13 protein-coding genes are annotated in these 19,407 nt (G+C 31.5%); 7 read left to right on the top strand and 6 right to left on the bottom strand.

Annotated features, from left to right (window positions below):
• Positions 1-7: 7 nt before the first annotated feature.
• A complete protein-coding gene (locus ACRC03_RS18595; protein WP_438654102.1) occupies positions 8-1,882 on the top strand; it encodes an NADH-ubiquinone oxidoreductase-F iron-sulfur binding region domain-containing protein in 1,875 nt (624 codons plus the stop codon).
• A gap of 21 nt (positions 1,883-1,903) precedes the next feature.
• Positions 1,904-3,691: an NADH-dependent [FeFe] hydrogenase, group A6 gene (locus tag ACRC03_RS18590; protein ID WP_438654101.1), complete on the top strand. Its 1,788-nt coding sequence runs from the start codon at positions 1,904-1,906 to the stop codon at positions 3,689-3,691.
• A gap of 121 nt (positions 3,692-3,812) precedes the next feature.
• Here ACRC03_RS18590 and hprK read toward each other — a convergent pair whose 3' ends face one another.
• The 3 genes from hprK to ACRC03_RS18575 all read right to left on the bottom strand — a co-directional run bounded on the left by hprK (position 3,813) and on the right by ACRC03_RS18575 (position 8,443).
• Positions 3,813-4,742, bottom strand: coding sequence for an HPr(Ser) kinase/phosphatase (hprK, locus tag ACRC03_RS18585; RefSeq protein WP_438654100.1), 930 nt, complete (start codon positions 4,740-4,742; stop codon positions 3,813-3,815).
• A gap of 57 nt (positions 4,743-4,799) precedes the next feature.
• Positions 4,800-6,611, bottom strand: coding sequence for an excinuclease ABC subunit UvrC (gene uvrC / locus ACRC03_RS18580; protein WP_438654099.1), 1,812 nt, complete (start codon positions 6,609-6,611; stop codon positions 4,800-4,802).
• 188 nt (positions 6,612-6,799) lie between these two features.
• Positions 6,800-8,443 (bottom strand): ABC transporter substrate-binding protein, encoded by a 1,644-nt coding sequence (locus ACRC03_RS18575; RefSeq protein WP_438654098.1) that lies wholly within the window; start codon positions 8,441-8,443, stop codon positions 6,800-6,802.
• A gap of 212 nt (positions 8,444-8,655) precedes the next feature.
• Here ACRC03_RS18575 and ACRC03_RS18570 point away from each other — a divergent pair, with 212 nt between their 5' ends.
• From ACRC03_RS18570 to ACRC03_RS18550, 5 genes are all read left to right on the top strand, one after another.
• Positions 8,656-9,015, top strand: coding sequence for a DUF3899 domain-containing protein (locus ACRC03_RS18570; protein WP_438654097.1), 360 nt, complete (start codon positions 8,656-8,658; stop codon positions 9,013-9,015).
• Between the two features lie 67 nt (positions 9,016-9,082).
• The gene (locus ACRC03_RS18565; protein WP_438654096.1) at positions 9,083-10,024 is read left to right on the top strand and encodes an ABC transporter permease; all 942 of its coding nucleotides are present in this window, start codon (positions 9,083-9,085) and stop codon (positions 10,022-10,024) included.
• Between the two features lies 1 nt (position 10,025).
• On the top strand, positions 10,026-11,057 hold the full coding sequence (opp3C, locus tag ACRC03_RS18560) for an oligopeptide ABC transporter permease (RefSeq protein ID WP_438654095.1): 1,032 nt from the start codon (positions 10,026-10,028) through the stop codon (positions 11,055-11,057).
• A 22-nt stretch (positions 11,058-11,079) separates the two neighbouring features.
• Positions 11,080-12,105 (top strand): ABC transporter ATP-binding protein, encoded by a 1,026-nt coding sequence (locus tag ACRC03_RS18555; protein ID WP_438654094.1) that lies wholly within the window; start codon positions 11,080-11,082, stop codon positions 12,103-12,105.
• On the top strand, positions 12,098-13,051 hold the full coding sequence (locus tag ACRC03_RS18550) for an ABC transporter ATP-binding protein (protein WP_438654093.1): 954 nt from the start codon (positions 12,098-12,100) through the stop codon (positions 13,049-13,051). Before ACRC03_RS18555 ends, ACRC03_RS18550 begins: the two co-directional genes overlap by 8 nt.
• Positions 13,052-13,110: 59 nt before the next feature.
• On the opposite strand, the gene uvrA is transcribed toward ACRC03_RS18550, so the two are convergent.
• From uvrA to ACRC03_RS18535, 3 genes are all read right to left on the bottom strand, one after another.
• Positions 13,111-15,936: an excinuclease ABC subunit UvrA gene (gene uvrA / locus ACRC03_RS18545; protein ID WP_438654092.1), complete on the bottom strand. Its 2,826-nt coding sequence runs from the start codon at positions 15,934-15,936 to the stop codon at positions 13,111-13,113.
• Positions 15,937-17,907: an excinuclease ABC subunit UvrB gene (uvrB, locus tag ACRC03_RS18540; protein WP_438654091.1), complete on the bottom strand. Its 1,971-nt coding sequence runs from the start codon at positions 17,905-17,907 to the stop codon at positions 15,937-15,939.
• 285 nt (positions 17,908-18,192) lie between these two features.
• The gene (locus tag ACRC03_RS18535) at positions 18,193-19,302 is read right to left on the bottom strand and encodes a GGDEF domain-containing protein (protein WP_438654090.1); all 1,110 of its coding nucleotides are present in this window, start codon (positions 19,300-19,302) and stop codon (positions 18,193-18,195) included.
• Positions 19,303-19,407: the final 105 nt, after the last annotated feature.

Raw genomic sequence — 19,407 nt, 5'->3', positions numbered from 1 at the left:
ATGAATAATGAGTAAGATAAAGTCATTTGATGAATTAAAAGGTTTAGTTGCAGAGTACAAACCTGCTCTTGATATGAGAGAAAATCATAGCAAGGATAACCTTACTAAAAGAGAAATTCTAGTTTGTGGAGGTACTGGATGTACATCGGCAGACAGTTTACTAATAATTGAAAACTTAAGAACTGAAATAGAGAAAGCTGGCGTTGATGCTGAAGTACACTTAACTGGTTGCTTCGGATTCTGTGCAAAAGGACCTATAGCTAAAGTTTTTCCTGATAACGTTTTCTATGTTACGGTTACACCTGATGACGCAGAAGAAATAGTTCAATCACACCTTGTTAATAATACAGTTATTGAAAGATTATTATTCGAAGAACCTGCTCTTGATCACAAAAAAGTAGAAAAGCATGATGATATGTCTTTCTACAAAAAACAGTCTCGTGTTGCTCTTAGAAACTGTGGTCACATCAATCCTGAAAATATAAATGAATACATAGGTTGTAAAGGTTATGTTGCTTTGGGTTCATGCTTAACTGAATCATCTCCAGAAAAAGTTATAGAAGAAATTAAAGCTTCTGGATTAAGAGGTAGAGGTGGAGCTGGTTTCCCTACAGGTATCAAATGGGAATCTACTGCTCAAACTCCTCCTGGAAATAAGTATGTTGTATGTAATGCCGATGAAGGTGACCCAGGTGCATTTATGGATAGATCTATACTTGAAGGTGATCCTCACAGCGTATTAGAAGCTATGGCTCTATGCGGATACGCTATAGGTGCTGATACTGGATATATTTATATAAGAGCTGAATATCCTCTAGCTATAGAAAGATTAAAAACTGCTATAAATCAAGCTAAAGAAGTTGGATTACTTGGAAATGATATAATGGGAACTGGATTTAACTTTGATATAGAATTAAAATACGGTGCTGGAGCTTTCGTTTGTGGTGAAGGTACTGCCTTAATAAACTCTATAGAAGGTAAACGTGGAGAACCTAGAATGAAGACTTTCAGTGCTTCTAAACGTGGTCTTTGGGATTCTCCTACTTGTTTAAATAACGTTGAAACTTTTGCTAACATACCAGCAATAATCAATGAGGGTGCTTCTTGGTTTACTGAGTATGGTACTGAAGATTCTCCAGGAACTAAAGTTTTTGCTCTTGGTGGAAAAATAAACAACGTTGGACTTGTTGAAGTTCCAATGGGAACTACTTTAAGAGAAATAGTATTTGAAATAGGTGGGGGTATACCTGAAGGAAGAGAGTTCAAAGCTGTTCAAACTGGTGGACCATCTGGTGGATGTTTAGCTTCTAATAATCTAGATACTGCTATAGATTTCAAATCATTAGCTTCTGTAGGATCTATGATGGGTTCTGGTGGTATGCTTGTTCTTGATGATTCTGATTGTATGGTAAATATATGTAAATTCTTCCTTGAGTTTACTGTTGAAGAATCTTGTGGTAAATGTACTCCTTGCCGTATAGGAAACAAGAGACTATTAGAAATGCTTGAAAAAATAACTGAAGGAAAAGGAACTGTACAAGACTTAGCAGACTTAAAAGAATTAGCTACAACTATAAAAACTACTTCTCTATGCGGACTTGGAAAATGTGCTCCTAACCCAGTTTTAAGTACTCTTAATAACTTCTATGATGAGTATTTAGCTCACGTTGTTGATAAAAAATGTCCTGCTGGTAAATGTCAATCTCTATTAGATTACGTTATAACTGATGCATGTAAGGGATGTACTAAGTGTACTAAAGTATGCCCTGCTGGGTGTATAACTGGTACTCTAAAAGAAAAACATGCAATAGATGTTTCTACGTGTCTAAAATGTGGTGCTTGTATGGACGCTTGTAAGTTGAATGCTATAATCAAACAATAATTTGGTTTAGGGGGGATATTGATGAGTTTAGTTAACTTAACTATAAATGGTAAATCTGTAGCAGTGCCTAAAGGTACTACTATATTAAATGCAGCTAAAGAAGCAAATGTTAAAATACCTAATCTTTGTCACCTACATATGGATGAGATAAACATGGTTAACCAATGTGCATCTTGCCGTGTATGTATGGTAAGCGCTGGTAGAGGATTAGTTCCTGCTTGTGGTACTCTTGTTAAGGAAGGTATGGATGTTCAAACTAACACAGCTCAAGCTTTAAAAGCTCGTAAAAATGTTGTTGAACTATTATTATCTGACCATCCGCAAGACTGCTTACTTTGTGAAAAGAGCGGAGAATGCGAATTACAAGATATAGCTACTGAATTAGGTATAAGAAATATAAGATATAAAGGAGCTCAATCTACTGCTCCAACAGATAATTCTACTAAGTCTATAGTTAAAGATCATGACAAGTGTATATTATGTAGAAGATGTGAAACTATGTGTAATGATGTTCAAACTGTAGGCGTTTTATCTGGAGTAGGCCGTGGATTTAATACTGAAGTTGGTACTTTCTTTAATACTGACTTATGTGAAACAGAATGTACTTTCTGCGGACAGTGTATAGCAGTTTGCCCAACTGGTGCTTTAACAGAAGTTAATAATGTACCTGTGGTATGGGACGCTTTAAGTCAAAAAGAAAAAACTGTAGTAGTTCAAGTTGCTCCAGCAGTAAGAGTTGCTCTAGGAGAAGAATTCGGTTTAGAAGCGGGTTCTATATCTACTGGAAAAATGGTAGCTGCTCTAAAAGCTCTTGGATTTAAATATGTATTTGATACAAACTATGCAGCTGACCTTACAATATTAGAAGAAGCTTCTGAGTTCTTACACAGACTTAAAGAAGGACATAATCTTCCAATATTAACAAGTTGTTGTCCTGCATGGGTAAACTTTGTTGAAGGAAATTATCCTCAACTATTAAATCTTCCATCAAGTTGTAAGTCACCTCAAGAAATGTTTGGTGCTATAGCTAAAAACTACTTTGGACCTAAGGTAATAAATGTGGAGCCTAAGGATATGCTTGTAGTTTCAGTAATGCCTTGTGTTGCTAAGAAGTATGAAGCTGCTAGAAGTGAATTAGGTCAGGAAGAAGTTCTTGATGTTGATATAGCTATAACTACTAGAGAACTTGCTAAGATGATTAAGGAAGCTGGTATAGATTTAGCTATTCTTCAGGATGAGTCTTTTGATAGTCCTTTAGGAGAATCTACTGGTGCTGCTGATATATTTGGTGCTACAGGTGGAGTTCTAGAAGCTGCTCTTCGTACAGCTTACGAGTGGGTAACTGACAAAGATTTAGCTGATGTTAACTTTACTCAAGTAAGAGGTATGGAAGGAATTAAAGAAGCTAGTATAGATATAGATGGAACAATAATAAACGCTTGCATAGCAAGTAGTTTAGGTAACGCTAGAAAAGTTATGGATGAAGTTGCTGCTGGTAACTCTAAATATCATATAATAGAAATCATGGCTTGCCCTGGTGGATGTGTAGCTGGTGGAGGTCAACCTTATCATAAAGGTGACTACGATATAGTTAAGAAAAGAGCTGCTGGATTATATAATATAGATAACAATAAAGAACTTCGTAAGTCTCATAAGAACCCTGCTATAGTTGCTCTATATGATGAGTTCTTAGGTCAACCATACGGAGAAACTGCTCACAAATATCTTCATACTCATTATTTCGATAAGAGTTCTGTTTATGAAACTTGTGAAGATTGTGCTTGCGGCAAAGAAGTTACAGCTCAATAATATAAAAAATATTAGTTAATCTAATAAAATAAAAGGATAGATTTTTAAAAAAAATCTATCCTTTTTGAATTGATAATTTTATAGACTTATTTTAATGTTACCTTATATCTACCAGAATTATTTATTTAGTATCTATTAATTTAGCTAGTTTTTTAGTAAATTCTTGAGCTGCATCGTATCCCATTCCTTTTTGTCTAAAGTTCATAGCTGCAACCTCAATTACCATAGCAGTATTTCTTCCTGGCTTAACAGGTACTACTAATTTTTCTACTTTTAATTCTAAAATTTCCTCATATTCTTTGTCTAATCCTAATCTATCGTAGTATTTATTTTCATCCCATGATTCTAGATGAACAACTATATCTATACCTTTAGAGTTTTTAACTGCTCCTACTCCATATAAACTTCTAACATCAATTATGCCTATTCCTCTTATTTCAAGGAAGTGTCTAAGTAACTCTGGAGATTGACCTGTTAGAATGCTTTCATCTATTTTTCTTATCTCTACTGCATCATCTGCAACTAGTCTATGCCCTCTTTGAACTAGTTCTAATGCAGTTTCTGATTTACCTATACTGCTCTCTCCCTTTATTAATACCCCAATTCCATATACATCTACTAACACCCCATGTATTGTGGTATGTGGAGCTAATTTTGTATCTAAATAGTTAGATAAGGTATTAACTAATCTTGTAGTATTTCTAGTAGTACTTAATACTACTCTTTCATGTTTTTTTGCATATTTTATAACATCTGGCTTTACTTCTAAAGCTCTAGATACTATTAATGCAGGCACTTCGTAAGAGAAAAATTCATCTAAAACTTTACTCCTTGTTTCATCGTTCATGTTGCTAAAGTAGTTATACTCACTTTTTCCTACTATTTGTATTCTATCATGAGCAAAATATTCAAAATATCCTGCAAACTGTAATCCAGGCCTATTTATATCTTGAGTATATACATAATAGTCCTTATTTTCAGGCATATGGACTACTTCTAAATTTAATTTCTCTATTATTTCCTTTATCGATACTCTATCTTCTAAACTCATACTCTACTTATCCCTTCCTAAAAATTCTCAACCCTTGAGCGACCTATGTAATACAAGTTACTTATTCGTAAAAAAATCATATACACTTTGCGCTGAAGCTTTATTCATACCCTCCGTTGCTAGCAATTCTTCAAAGGTTGCATTTTTTATAGCTTCTATATCTTTAAAATGTGCTAATAATGATTTTTTTCTTTTTTCTCCTATTCCTTGTATATCATCTAATATAGATTTTGTCAAAGTTTTGTTTCTCAGGCTTCTATGGTAGGTTATGGCGTAATTATGAACTTCTTCTTGAATACTTGCTACAAATCTATACAAATTAGAAGTTTTATCTAGCTCTATTTCTTTTTCCCGGGAAATAAGCCCTTTGGTTCTATGTTTATCGTCTTTATACATTCCCCACAATGGAATTTCTACACCATTTTTCTCCAGCACTTTTTTTACTGAACTTACCTGACCTTTTCCTCCATCTAAAAGCATTAAATCTGGAAAGTCTCCATATTTCAATCTTCTTTCAACTATTTCTGCCATAGAATCATAATCATTTGGTCCGATTACTGTCTTTATTTTATATCGACGGTATTCTTTTTTATCTTTTTTTCCATTTGTAAATACAACCATAGAACCTATAGAATCTACGCCTTGTATATTTGATATATCAAAGGATTCTATTTTCTTTGGTATTTTATCTAATCCTAAAATTTGTTTTAATTCTTCTAATGCTCCTATACTCTTTTCATACTTTCTTTTGTTCATATCAGAAAACTTCTCTAAGTATTCAACAGCATTTTTTCTAACCATTTCTACAAGATTTTTCTTTTCACCTTTTTGAGGAACTCTTATAGTAACTTTCTGACCTTTTTTGGAGCTTAGCCATTCCTCAAGTATAAAACCATCTTCTATTTCATCTTCTATTATCAATTCTTTTGGTATGTATTCTTGCTCCATATAGAATTGTTTAACAAAAGATCCTAATATAGAAGCTCTCTCACTGTCCATAACACCTTCTAGTATAAAATGTTCTCTACCTACTATCTTACCGCTTCTAACAAAGAATATTTGAACACAAGCTTCATCATGTGCTCTAGCCATAGCTATTACATCTTGATTTAACTCTGAAGAACTTGCATCTATTTTTTGCTTTTGCATCATTTCTTCTAAGCTTTTTATTTTATCTCTATACATTGCTGCATCTTCAAAGTTAAAATCTACAGCACATTTATTCATTTTTTCTTTTAGTATTTCTATAAGAGTTTCTTCTTTTCCTGATAAGAATAATATTATCTCCTCTACCATTTTGTTGTAGTCTTCTTTATTTACTTTTCCCGTGCAAGGTCCCACACACTTATTTATATGCATATTTAAGCAAGGTCTCATATTAGTTTTAATTGCTTTTTCTATATCAACATTGCAACTTCTTATTGGGTAAGTATTTCTTATTATTTCTAAGGTATCATTTACAGCTGCTGTGTTTGTATAGGGACCAAAGTACTTAGCTTTATCTTTATTTACTCTTCTAACTTTTAATACTCTTGGATAGTCCTCGTTTGTAGTTATTTTTATGTATGGATAAGTCTTATCATCTCTTAATAAAACATTATATTTGGGTCTATACTGCTTGATTAAATTACACTCTAAAATCAAAGCTTCTAACTCAGAATCAGTTATTATATATTCAAACTTGTAAATATTCTTTACCATTGATACAACTTTTGAAGAGTGATTCTTTGACGATTGAAAATACTGTCTTACTCTATTCTTTAACGATATAGCTTTTCCTACATATATTACTTTGTCGTGTTTATCCTTCATTAAATATACTCCAGGCTGAGCTGGAAGTTTTTTTAAATGTTCTTGTATATCAAACAAATCTATCCCTCCAAATTCTAAGCATTGAGCTAAGCAAGTTTTTCTTATTAAAATTATACCCTAAAAATATCAATTACTCACATGATTTATCATTTATTAATAGGCTTAAATTAATAAAAGCGTATAAATTAAAAGAATTTTATATCCTCTAATTTATACGCTTATTATTTTAATTATTTATTTGTTTATTATTTAGCAGGTCTATTTCCACCATTTACTTGTAACATAAATGTAGATGCAGAATCTTTAGTCTTATAGTTCTTGTCATTCTTGTATTTATCAACATATTCAGCACTTAATGCAACCTTATCTATTTCTCCAGCTTCATATAAGTTAACTGCTGCTCCAGTGTCCTTAACTATCTTATAGTTTATAGTGTTTAATTTAACATTTGCAGCATCCCAGTACTTATCATTTTTAGTTATAGAGAATATATCTTCCTTCTTCCAAGTACTTAGTGTGAATGGTCCATTGTATAACTGTTTGTCTGCTGCAGTACCATAACTGTCTCCACAAGATTCAACAAATGCTTGGTTTTGTGGGTAGAATGGTTGGAATGACATTAATTCTGCAAAATAAGCTATAGGTCTAACTAATTTAACTTCTAAAGTATACTCATCTATTGCTTTAACTCCTACTGTATTAGCATCTCCACCTTTTGCGTTATAATCTTCAGCTCCAGCTAAATCATACATTATATATGAATATTCAGCTGCAGTCTCTGGAGTTAATGTTCTCTTCCAAGAGTATTCAAAGTCTTTAGCTGTTACAGGATTTCCATTTGACCATACAGAGTCTTTTCTTAATTTGAAAGTCCATGTTAATCCATCTTCAGAAGCTTCCCAAGATTCTGCTACTCCAGGTTGAACCCCACCTTTTGCATCTATTCTTGTTAAACCTTCCATAGTACTGTTAAGAGTTTGGAATGAAACTTGGTCTGTGCCTTTACTTACATCTAATGTAGGTATGTCTGAAGCTTCTTGTAAGTTAAGAACTTTTTCAGGCTTATTTACATCAGCATATGTATAAGTGTAGTCAGCTCCCCAAGAGTTACTTACTATACCTGAAACATATTCTTTTTCTAAATATGCTACTGCTTTTTGATATAATGGAGCTAAGTATGCTTCTCCTAGCATCATCTTTTCAGCTTCTGCATATTTAGCATACGCTTCAGCTACTGGAAGTTTCATCGCATCTTGAATTAATTTGTTATAATCTGCACTATCATATCCTACTTGCTTAGCATATTGTTTTCCTGTTTCCATAGTTGCTAAGAAAGTTAATGGGTCTGGATAATCTGCTCCCCATCCTGCAAATGATAAGTCAAAATCACCCTTAGTCTCTCTATCTAATTTTTGTTCAAATGGTAAATTAGTTACATTTATTGTTAAACCTTCTAAATCTGCTAATTCATTTTGAACAAATTCAGCTAGTTTTTTACCTGAGTCACTATCATAAGTTATCATTTCCATTGTTACTGTATCAAATCCAACTTCTTCTTTAGCTTTTGCCCAAGCTTCTTTTGCAGCTTCTTCATTGTATGAATATCCTGCACCTTCTAGTAAATCTGCATAGTCTTTACCGTTATCAAATGCTAATGATTTAGCAGTCCATATATTAGTTGGGAATGATCCATTGTTTAATATAACATCACATATTGCTTCCTTATCTATAGCTTGTGATATAGCTACTCTTGCATTTTTGTTTCCTAAAACATCTCCTGCAGTAGCTTCTCCTCCACCTTTTGATTCTGTACTACTACATCCTGCTAATAAAGTAGCACTTACTAATGCCATAGTTGCCATTACTGTTAATTTTCTTCTTAAAAACATAAAAATCCCCCCTCATTTTTTTTACTGAATAACTTTACTCATACGTTTAAGAATTATTATATAACATTTTCAATTAAAAATCATTTGTTTTTTTTAATTTTCTGATTTTTTTGTTAAGAAATTTTTTTTTTACAAATTAATGTTTTTTTATTGAATTTAAATGATTTTAGGTTTACAATTAAATAATAAAATATTTTAAAGGTGGTGACATTTTGAAGCATTTTTTTACATTTCTTGCATTTGATTTTATTATTAGTCTTTTTTATACTATAATTCGAGATTTTAGCCAGTATTCCTTTATAAATTCCGTATTTTTTATAGGAATGATTTATTTGTTATTTGGGGCATTATGCTTTGTTTGGGAGAGAGGATTCTTTAATGTTACTATATTCTCCTTTAATAAAATTAATCAACAAATCCAAAAGAAAAGAGGTGTATTAACAGAAGATACAAATCTTACATTAGATGATTATATATGCAGAACTAATCATTTTTATTTAACAAATAGTTTATTGTGTTGTGGGGCATTCATCTCATTTGTATCTATTATTGTAAGTTTTATGTATCTATAAAGTTTTACTTTCTTAAATAAATATATATTTATTTAATTATTATATAAAAAAAAAGGGGGGGATTGGCGTGTTTCGCTATGTAATGAAGCGTATTATGTATATGTTTATCACGTTATTTGTTGTTATTTCAGTTACTTTCTTCCTGGTAAGACTTCTTCCAGGAACTCCATTTAATGATCAAAAACTTGGTCCAAAAGCAATAGCTAGATTAGAGGCTACTTATGGTCTGGATAAACCGATTCCAGTTCAGTATGCAAAATATCTTACTGGTGTATTTAAGGGTGAGTTAGGTACTTCTTTTAAGAATGCTAATCAAAAAGTTGAAGACATTATAGGCGGTCGTATAGGACCTTCTTCTATGTTAGGTATTCAATCTTTAGTATTTGGTAGTATAGTAGGATTAGTTCTCGGTATTGTAGCAGCACTAAACCGAAATACTATTTGGGATTATTTATGCACCATTATAGCTGTTTTAGGAGTATCCGTTCCCGCCTTTGTAATTGCGGCTCTTTTACAATTATACTTAGGTATGAGATTTAAATTTGTCCCTATAACATGGGGTGTTCCACTTGGTTCTGATTTTAGATATGTATGGACTATTTTACCTTCACTTGCAATGTCTGTATGGACTATATCAAGTGTTGCTCGTTTCACTAGAACAGAATTAGTTGAAGTATTAAATGCTGATTATATAGTTACAGCAAAAGCTAAAGGATTAAGTAAAGCTACTGTTATAATGAAGCATGCTTTAAGAAATGCTTTAATACCTGTTATTACAATTTTAGGTCCACTTGCTGCTGCACTATTAACTGGTTCTCTAGTTGTTGAAAGAGTATTTGCTGTTCCAGGTATGGGTGATTTGTTAGTTAGTGCAATAAATACAAATGATTTATTTGTAATCTCAGGTGTCGCTATAGTTTATAGTGCATTCTACATAGCGGTAATACTACTAGTTGACATTTTATACGGTGTCATTGACCCTAGAATACGTTTAGCAGGAGGTAAGTAAAATGGTTGATAAAATAATGATTGATGGTCAAGAAGTAGAATTAACAGCAGATTTATTTAAGCCTATGCCTGCTGAAGCTGATGATAAAGAAGCTATTAGCAGACCAAGTTTAACATTCTGGCAAGATGCTAGAAAAAGATTATTTAAAAATCCTGCGGCTGTAACTGGTTTATGTATATTATTTGTTATTGTATTAATGGCAATCTTTGCTCCAATGCTTTCTAATTATACTTATAAACAACAAAGTATTAGACATTCTAAAGTTCCACCCAAAATGCCTATTGTTTCTACATTAGGAATTATGGATGGCAAAGATTCTAGCGGAGTTGATATTTATACTGAAAAAGACATAGATGAAGATTATTGGTTTGGTACTGACTCATTAGGACGTGATATATGGACACGTATTTGGGTAGGAGCTAGAGTATCTTTATTTATAGCATTACTAGCAGCATTCTTTGACTTAGTTATAGGTGTTACTTACGGTGGTGTTTCAGCTTACTATGGTGGCAAAGTTGACTTAGTTATGCAGCGTATTATTGAAGTTATTACAGGTATACCTTCTATAGTTGTAGTTACTTTATTCATGCTGGTCTTTAAACCAGGTATAATGTCTATATCTATGGCTATGGCTGTATCTGGATGGACTGGCATGGCAAGGGTTGTACGTTCTCATGTACTAAGACTTAAAGATCAAGAATTCGTATTAGCATCTAGAACTTTAGGTGCCTCAGATATAAGACTTATCGTTAAACATCTATTCCCTAACATAATAGGACCAATAGTAGTAATGATAATGTTCTCTTTACCAAGTGCAATATTCTATGAAGCATTTTTAAGTTTCATTGGATTAGGTTTACAACCACCAATGGCATCACTGGGAGTGTTAATAAATGAAGGGTTCCAAGCATTACAAAACTATCCTTATATGATGTTTATACCTGCTACAATTCTTTGTATTTTAATACTTAGCCTTAACTTATTAGCAGATGGTTTAAGAGATGCTGTTGACCCTAAAATGCGTAATCAATAATTAGTAAGGGAGATGAGATAAATTGGAAAAGTTACTTGAAGTAAAAGATTTATGTGTTAACTTCGGAACTTTCGGGGGGCAAGTACAAGCCGTTAGAGGAGTTACATTTGATTTACATAAAGGTGAAACATTAGCTATAGTTGGAGAGTCAGGTTCTGGTAAATCAGTTGCTTGTAAGACTATAATGAGAATATTAGCTTCAAATGCTATTATAAAAGGCGGAGAAATATTATTTGAAGGTAAAGATTTGACTAAGCTTGAAGAAAGAGAAATGGAAAAACTAAGAGGTAAGGATATTGCAATGATATTCCAAGATCCTATGACCTCTCTTAACCCTACTATGACTGTGGGAACACAAATAATGGAAGGAATTGTAAAACATCAAGGTCTTAGTAAAGATGAAGCAAATAAAAAAGCCATAGAACTTATAGATTTAGTTGGTATATCTGAGCCTGAGAAAAGATTTAAGCAATATCCTCATCAATTCTCAGGTGGTATGAGACAGCGTATAGTTGTTGCTATATCTTTAGCGTGTAATCCTAAGGTGCTTATTGCAGATGAACCAACTACAGCTCTTGATGTTACTATACAAGCTCAAATATTAGAATTAATAAAAGATTTACAAAAGAAAACTGGTGTTGCTGTTATATTTATAACTCATGACCTTGGAGTTGTGGCAAATATGGCTGATAGAGTTGCTGTTATGTATGCTGGTAAAATCATAGAATACGGCACTTCATCTGATATATTCTATGACCCTCAACACCCTTATACTTGGGGACTATTAGGCTCTATGCCTACCCTAGATATAGGAGATAATGATTTGTATAATATACCTGGAACACCTCCAGATTTAATGCATCCACCTAAAGGAGACGCATTTGCTCTTCGTAGTGATTTTGCATTAAAAATAGACCACTTAGTTGATCCACCTATGTTTAAAGTTAGTGATACCCATTATGCTGCTACTTGGCTTCTACATCCACTTGCTAAAAAAGTAGAAAGACCTGTCAAGGTTGAGAGAAGGACGGTGGCTATAGATGAGTAAAAAAGTATTACTAGAAGTAAAAAATGTTAAACAACATTTTAGAATAGATAGAAAAACTATTGTTAAGGCTGTTGATGATATATCTTTTGAAATCTATGAAGGAGAAACTTTCGGATTAGTTGGTGAATCTGGTTCAGGTAAGTCTACTACTGGTAGAACTATCATCCGTCTTTATGACCCTACTGATGGAGAAGTTACCTTTGATGGAAAGAATATTTCAGCTAAAAAACTTACCAAAGAAGACAGAGCTTATGTTAACAAAAATATGCAAATGATATTCCAAGACCCTATGGCTTGTCTAAATCCTCGTATGACTGTTAGTGATATAATAGCTGAAGGATTAGATATACATGGTCTTTGCAAAACTAAAGAAGATAGAACTCAAAGAGTTTATGAGCTTTTAAGAACTGTCGGGCTTAATGAACAACATGCAAGTAGATATCCTCATGAATTCTCTGGTGGACAAAGACAACGTATAGGTATAGCACGTGCTTTAGCTATAGAGCCAAAGTTTATAATTGCTGATGAACCTATATCTGCTCTAGATGTTTCTATACAGGCACAAGTTGTTAATCTTCTTAGAAAGCTGCAAACTGAAAATGGTCTTACTTATTTATTTATAGCTCATGATCTTTCAATGGTTAAGTATATAAGTGATAGAATAGGTGTTATGAATAAGGGTAAATTAGTAGAGTTAGCTACTGCTGATGAACTATATGAAAATCCTCTTCATCCTTATACAAAATCATTATTATCAGCTATACCTCTTCCAGACCCTGATTATGAAAAAGGAAGAACACGTATTAAATATGATTCAAAAATGCATGATTACTCTAGGGAAACTCCACAGTGGGTTGAAATCAGACCAGGTCATTTTATATACGGTTCTAAATCTGAGTTAGATCAATATGAAATTGAATTAACAACTAAAGAAATTACTATATAATAGTACATTAAAATGCCAATACTGTAATTAAAATTACAGTATTGGCTAATATTTTTATCTTATTTAAAATATTTATTTAAAAACATACCTGTATAAGAACCTTCTACTTGAGATACTTCTCTAGGAGTTCCTGTAGCTACTATTTCTCCACCTTTGTCTCCACCTTCTGGTCCTAAATCTATTATATAATCACATGTTTTTATAACATCTAGGTTATGCTCTATTACTACTACACTATTCCCTGTATCAGCTAATCTTTGAAGTACATGTATTAGCTTGTCTACGTCGGCCATATGAAGGCCTGTTGTAGGTTCATCTAGTATATACAATGTCTTTCCTGTTGCTCTCTTGCTAAGTTCTGTAGCAAGCTTTATTCTTTGAGCTTCTCCACCTGATAATTGAGTTGATGGTTGTCCTAGTTTAATATATCCAAGACCAACATCTATTAAAGTTTCTAGCTTTTTGCTTATATTCGGTATATTTTCAAAGAATTTAGAAGCTTCTTCTACATTCATATCAAGAATATCAGATATACTCTTATCTTTGTACTTAACCTGTAAAGTTTCTCTATTGTATCTTTCTCCTTTACAGATTTCACATGGTACATAAACATCTGGTAAGAAGTGCATTTCTATTTTTATTATACCATCACCCTTACAAGCTTCACATCTTCCACCTTTTACATTGAAACTAAATCTACCCTTTTTATAGCCTCTAGCTTTGGCTTCATTTGTAGCTGCAAATAAATCTCTTATCATATCAAACATGCCTGTATACGTGGCAGGATTTGAACGAGGAGTTCTACCTATTGGACTTTGGTCTATATTAATTATCTTATCTATATTTTCGATACCTTTGATTTCTTTATGTTTTCCAGCCCTTACTCTTGATCTATTAATTTTGCTAGCTATTCCTTTATATAAAATATCATTTATTAAAGTACTCTTTCCTGAACCTGAAACTCCTGTTATACAAGTAAATTTACCTAATGGCAATTTCACACTTATATTTTTTAAGTTATTTTCAGTTGCTTTAACTATTTCTATAAAATCTCCATTTCCTTCTCTAGAAGCATGAGGAATAGGTATTTGTTTTTTGCCACTTAAATATAGTCCTGTAATTGAATCTGGATTTGCTAGTATTTCATCTAAAGTTCCCTTACCTACTATTTCTCCTCCGTGAATTCCTGCACCTGGACCTATGTCAACTACGTAGTCTGCCTCTCTCATAGTGTCCTCATCATGTTCTACTACTATAAGAGTATTACCTATATCAGTTAAGTGTCTTAATGTTGCTATAAGCCTGTCATTATCTCTTTGATGTAATCCAATACTTGGCTCATCTAGTACATATAATACTCCTACAAGAGCTGAGCCTATTTGAGTAGCAAGCCTTATACGTTGTGCTTCTCCCCCTGATAAAGTTCCTGCTTTTCTTGATAGATTTAAATAATCTAACCCAACGTCCTTCAAGAAAGTTGCTCTACCTTTTATTTCTTTTAATATTTCATGAGCTATAAATTTTTGCTTTTGTGTTAAATTTATATTTTCAATAAAGTCTATTAATTCAATAACTGAAAAATCAGTTACATCCATTATGTTTCTTCCATCTACTAATACTGATAAAACTTCTTTCTTAAGTCTTGCTCCCTTACATTTAGGACATGGTCTTTCTGCCATGTATTCTTCTATTTTATCTCTGGAATAATCTGAATTTGTTTCTCTATATCTTCTCTCTAAATTTATTATTACACCTTCGAAAGGAGCTTTGTATTCTCTTTTTCCTCCAAATTTAGATTCGTACACAAATTGAACCATTACATTATTTTCACCATAAAGTAACTCTTGAACAAAGTCTTCTGGTAAATCTTTGAATGGTGTATCTAAAGATACTTTAAAATAATTTGCTAAACTTTGTATCATTTTACTATAATATGTATCATCATTTCCACTAGAAGAACCCCAAGCAGCTATTGCACCTTGTTTTATAGATAGTTCGGGATTAGGTATAATTAAATCCGGATCTACTTCTTTGCTTTCCCCTAATCCATTACATACATTACAAGCTCCAAATGGAGCATTAAAAGAGAACATTCTAGGAGACAACTCTTCTATACCTATACCATGTTCTGGACAAGCAAATTTAGTAGAATAAAGTATTTCTTCTGCATCAATTATTTGAGCTATAACTAATCCATCCGATAGTTTAACTGCGGTCTCTATAGAGTCTGCTAGTCTTCCTTCTATTCCATCTTTAATTACAATTCTATCTACTACCACTTCTATATTGTGTTTTTGATTTTTGTTTAGATCTATATCATCAGTAACTTCATAATTTTCTCCATCTACTCTAATTCTTACAAAACCTTCTTTTTTTATGTTATCTAATAATTTTTTATGAGTTCCTTTTTGACCTCTAACTACAGGTGAAAGTATTTGTAATTTTGTACGTTCTTCAAAGTCCATCATTTTATCTACTATTTCTTGAATAGTCATTTGACTTATCTTTTTACCGCAAGTTGGGCAATATACCTCTCCTGCTCTTGCAAATAATAATCTTAAATAATCATATATTTCTGTTACAGTTCCCACTGTAGAACGAGGATTTTTTGAAGTTGTTTTTTGATCTATAGATATTGCTGGAGATAATCCTTCGATATACTCAACGTTTGGTTTTTCCATTTGACCTAAAAATTGTCTCGCATAGGCCGATAGACTTTCTACGTATCGTCTTTGTCCTTCTGCATAAATAGTATCAAAAGCTAAAGAAGATTTTCCTGAACCTGATAATCCTGTAAATACTATAAATTTATTTCTAGGAAGTTCTATATCTATATTTTTCAAATTATGTTCTTTGGCGCCTTTTATTATGATTTTATCTTCCATCTAATTATTTATCCTTTCTTCTAATTGTTTTATCTTATCTCTAAGTTCTGCAGCTCTTTCAAATTGTAAGTTTTGTGCTGCTTCCATCATTTCTGATTGTAAACTTACTATATTAGATTTTATTTCTTCTATATTATCGGTATCTTTTATCCCATAAATAGCTTCTTCGTCTGCTACCTTAGTAGCTTCTATACCATCTCTAATACTTTTCTTTATAGTTGTTGGAGTTATATTATTTTCCTTATTATATAAATCTTGTATTTCTCTTCTTCTTTTTGTTTCTTCTATCGCTTTTTCCATAGATTTAGTTATTTTATCAGCATACATTATTACCTTACCTTCTGAGTTTCTAGCTGCACGTCCTGTAGTCTGTATTAACGCTGTTTCAGAACGTAGGAAACCTTCCTTATCAGCATCTAAAATTGCCACTAATGAAACTTCAGGTATATCTAATCCTTCTCTAAGTAAGTTTATACCTACTAATACATCAACTTTACCTAATCGTAAATCTCTTATTATTTCTACTCTTTCTAGAGTATCTATATCTGAGTGCAGATATTTTACTTTAATATCTATTTCTTTTAAGTAATTAGTTAAATCCTCACTCATCTTTTTAGTAAGAGTCGTTATTAATACTCTTTCCCCTTTTTCTATAACTTTATTTATTTCTCCTACTAAATTATCTATTTGATTATTTATAGGTCTAACTTCCACCACTGGATCTAGTAATCCTGTAGGTCTTATTATTTGCTCTGCTATTGTTGTAGAGTGCTCTATTTCATACGGACCTGGTGTAGCTGTTACAAATAATATTTGGTTTATATTTTCTTCAAACTCTTGGAAGTTTAAAGGTCTATTGTCATATGCAGAAGGTAATCTAAAACCATTTTCTATAAGAGATGTTTTTCTCGATCTATCTCCACCATACATTCCTCTAACTTGAGGTATCGTAACATGAGATTCGTCTACTATTATTAAATAATCTTTAGGAAAGAAGTCCATTAATGTATATGGTTTTTCTCCTGGTTCTCTGCCTGTTATATGTCTTGAGTAATTCTCTATTCCTTGACAGAAACCTATCTCCTTTAACATTTCTATATCGTATCTCGTTCTTTGATCTATTCTTTGTGCTTCTAATAGCTTATCATTTTCTTTGAAATAGTCTACTCTATCTTTAATCTCTTTTTCTATTTCTACAATAGCTTTTTCTATTCTTTCAGGAGTAGTTGCATAGTGAGATGCAGGGAAGATAACTATATGATTTCTTACTCCAGCTATTTTTCCTGTTACATAATCTATTTCAGTTATTCGATCTATTTCATCTCCAAAAAACTCTATTCGTATTGCTTTTTCATCATTGTTTGCTGGAAATATTTCTAATATATCTCCTCTAACTCTAAAAGTTCCTCTTGTAAAGTTGATATCATTTCTTTCATACTGTATCTCAATTAAACGTTTAATAATATCATCTCTATCTCTTTCCATCCCTGGTCTTAAAGATAGCATAAGTTCCTTATAATCTTTTGGATCTCCTAAACCGTATATACATGAAACTGAAGATATTATTATAACATCTTCTCTTTCTAAAATAGATGCTGTTGCAGAGTGCCTTAATTTATCTATTTCATCATTTATACTTGAATCTTTTTCTATGTATGTATCACTGTGGGCAACATATGCCTCCGGTTGGTAATAATCATAATAACTTACAAAGTATTCTACTGCATTATCTGGAAAAAACGCTTTAAATTCACTATAAAGTTGTGCTGCTAGTGTTTTATTATGAGCAAGTATTAATGTAGGCCTCTTTACTTCTTGTATAATATTTGCCATTGTAAAAGTTTTTCCTGAGCCTGTAACACCTAATAAAGTAGAACATTTTTCATCATTATTTATAGCACTTACTATTGATTTTATAGCTTGAGGTTGGTCTCCTGTAGGTTTAAAGTCTGATTTTAAATTAAAGTCCATCAATCTCACTCCTTTTCGAACATTAGTTCCTTAATACTTTTAATTATATCATAACTATTGTATCTGTACTTAAAAATTTACTCTATATTATTTTACATATTTTACCCAAGATAGTATAATTTCAACCTAATTTAAATATTATTATATTTTCAAAAAACTAAAGACCTCTATGGGGGATAGAGGTCTTTAAAATGGGGGAGATTGAGTAATTCTTTTGTTTCTATTTAGTTTTACATTATAATTATCTCCATTAAATTTATTAATATACATATTTTATTACATTATTTATATTTTCTTACTATTTTTATTCCTATACATAAATATATCAACACTTTTCATTAATGTGTCTAGGTCATCGTAATTATCATTAAATTCATCATAACCGATACTGAATTTTAGACTATATTTTTTATTCAAGCTTTCATTGTATTTATTTAAACTATCATTTATATTGCTAATCAAAGACTTTAATTCATATTTATCTATATCCTCTAAAATAACAACAAATTCATCTCCACCCATACGGGCTACTATTCCTTCTTTTTTAAAATAGTTTTTTAAGAATGTTGCTATATTTTTGATAGCAATATCCCCTTCATCATGGCCATATCTATCATTTATAGACTTAAAATCATCTAAATCTATAAGTATAAGAGAAAATGCTTTATTTTTATTTATAAGATTATTAACATAGCTCTCAAAGGTAAACCTATTCCATATTCCTGTTAAACTATCCTGTCGAAGTAATTTTTCTTGAAGGTAGATATAATATATTATTATTGATACACCTACAGAGCTCCATATTACTAAAACTTGACTAAATACTATTTGAATTATTCCTGCTGATAAAGCTATTAGTTCAAATAAAATAAGGTTTATGTATTCTTTCTTATCAACTTTAGTTTTATTCTTATAAACTACGATAACACTTATAATAAGGTAATAATATGTAATAGTTAAGGGTATATAAAATAACGTTCCTCTTTTATATTCATTCATGCTACTTATAGAAAATATATATCCGTAATTATATGATGCTGCGCATAAAATTATATTCAACAATATAGGTATAAAAATTAATTTAACATCTGCTTTTATATCAAAACTTTCTAATATATAAATTAACCAAAAACAAGGAACAACTGGAGATAAGGCAAACCCACATATGTTAATTAATTTAGCTATAGGTACTATCTTAGAACTTAAGCTTAAAGATACTATCTTATCTAATATCTCTAAAAAAATTATTATCATCGTTGTAATAATAACTATACAGTATACTTTATTTAATTTATCTTTCATATTGAATTTTGACTTATATAATAATAGTATAACGCTTAAAAAAATTAATACTATTATATTCAAATCTATTATAGGTATTATTTCTATTAACAAAATCTATTCATCTCCTTTGACAAATTGTTTGTTACGTAAATTATAACATATTTATTTTCATATTTTATTATATATAAAAATAGCCCTAGTTTTTGATCTAGGGCT

It is taken from the genome of Romboutsia sp. (assembly GCF_051659545.1).
In the GTDB taxonomy this organism is placed as follows: Bacteria; Bacillota; Clostridia; order Peptostreptococcales; family Peptostreptococcaceae; genus JBOFOR01.
The sequence above is the reverse complement of the archived record's forward strand: the minus strand, read 5'-3'. Positions and strand labels throughout refer to the sequence as shown.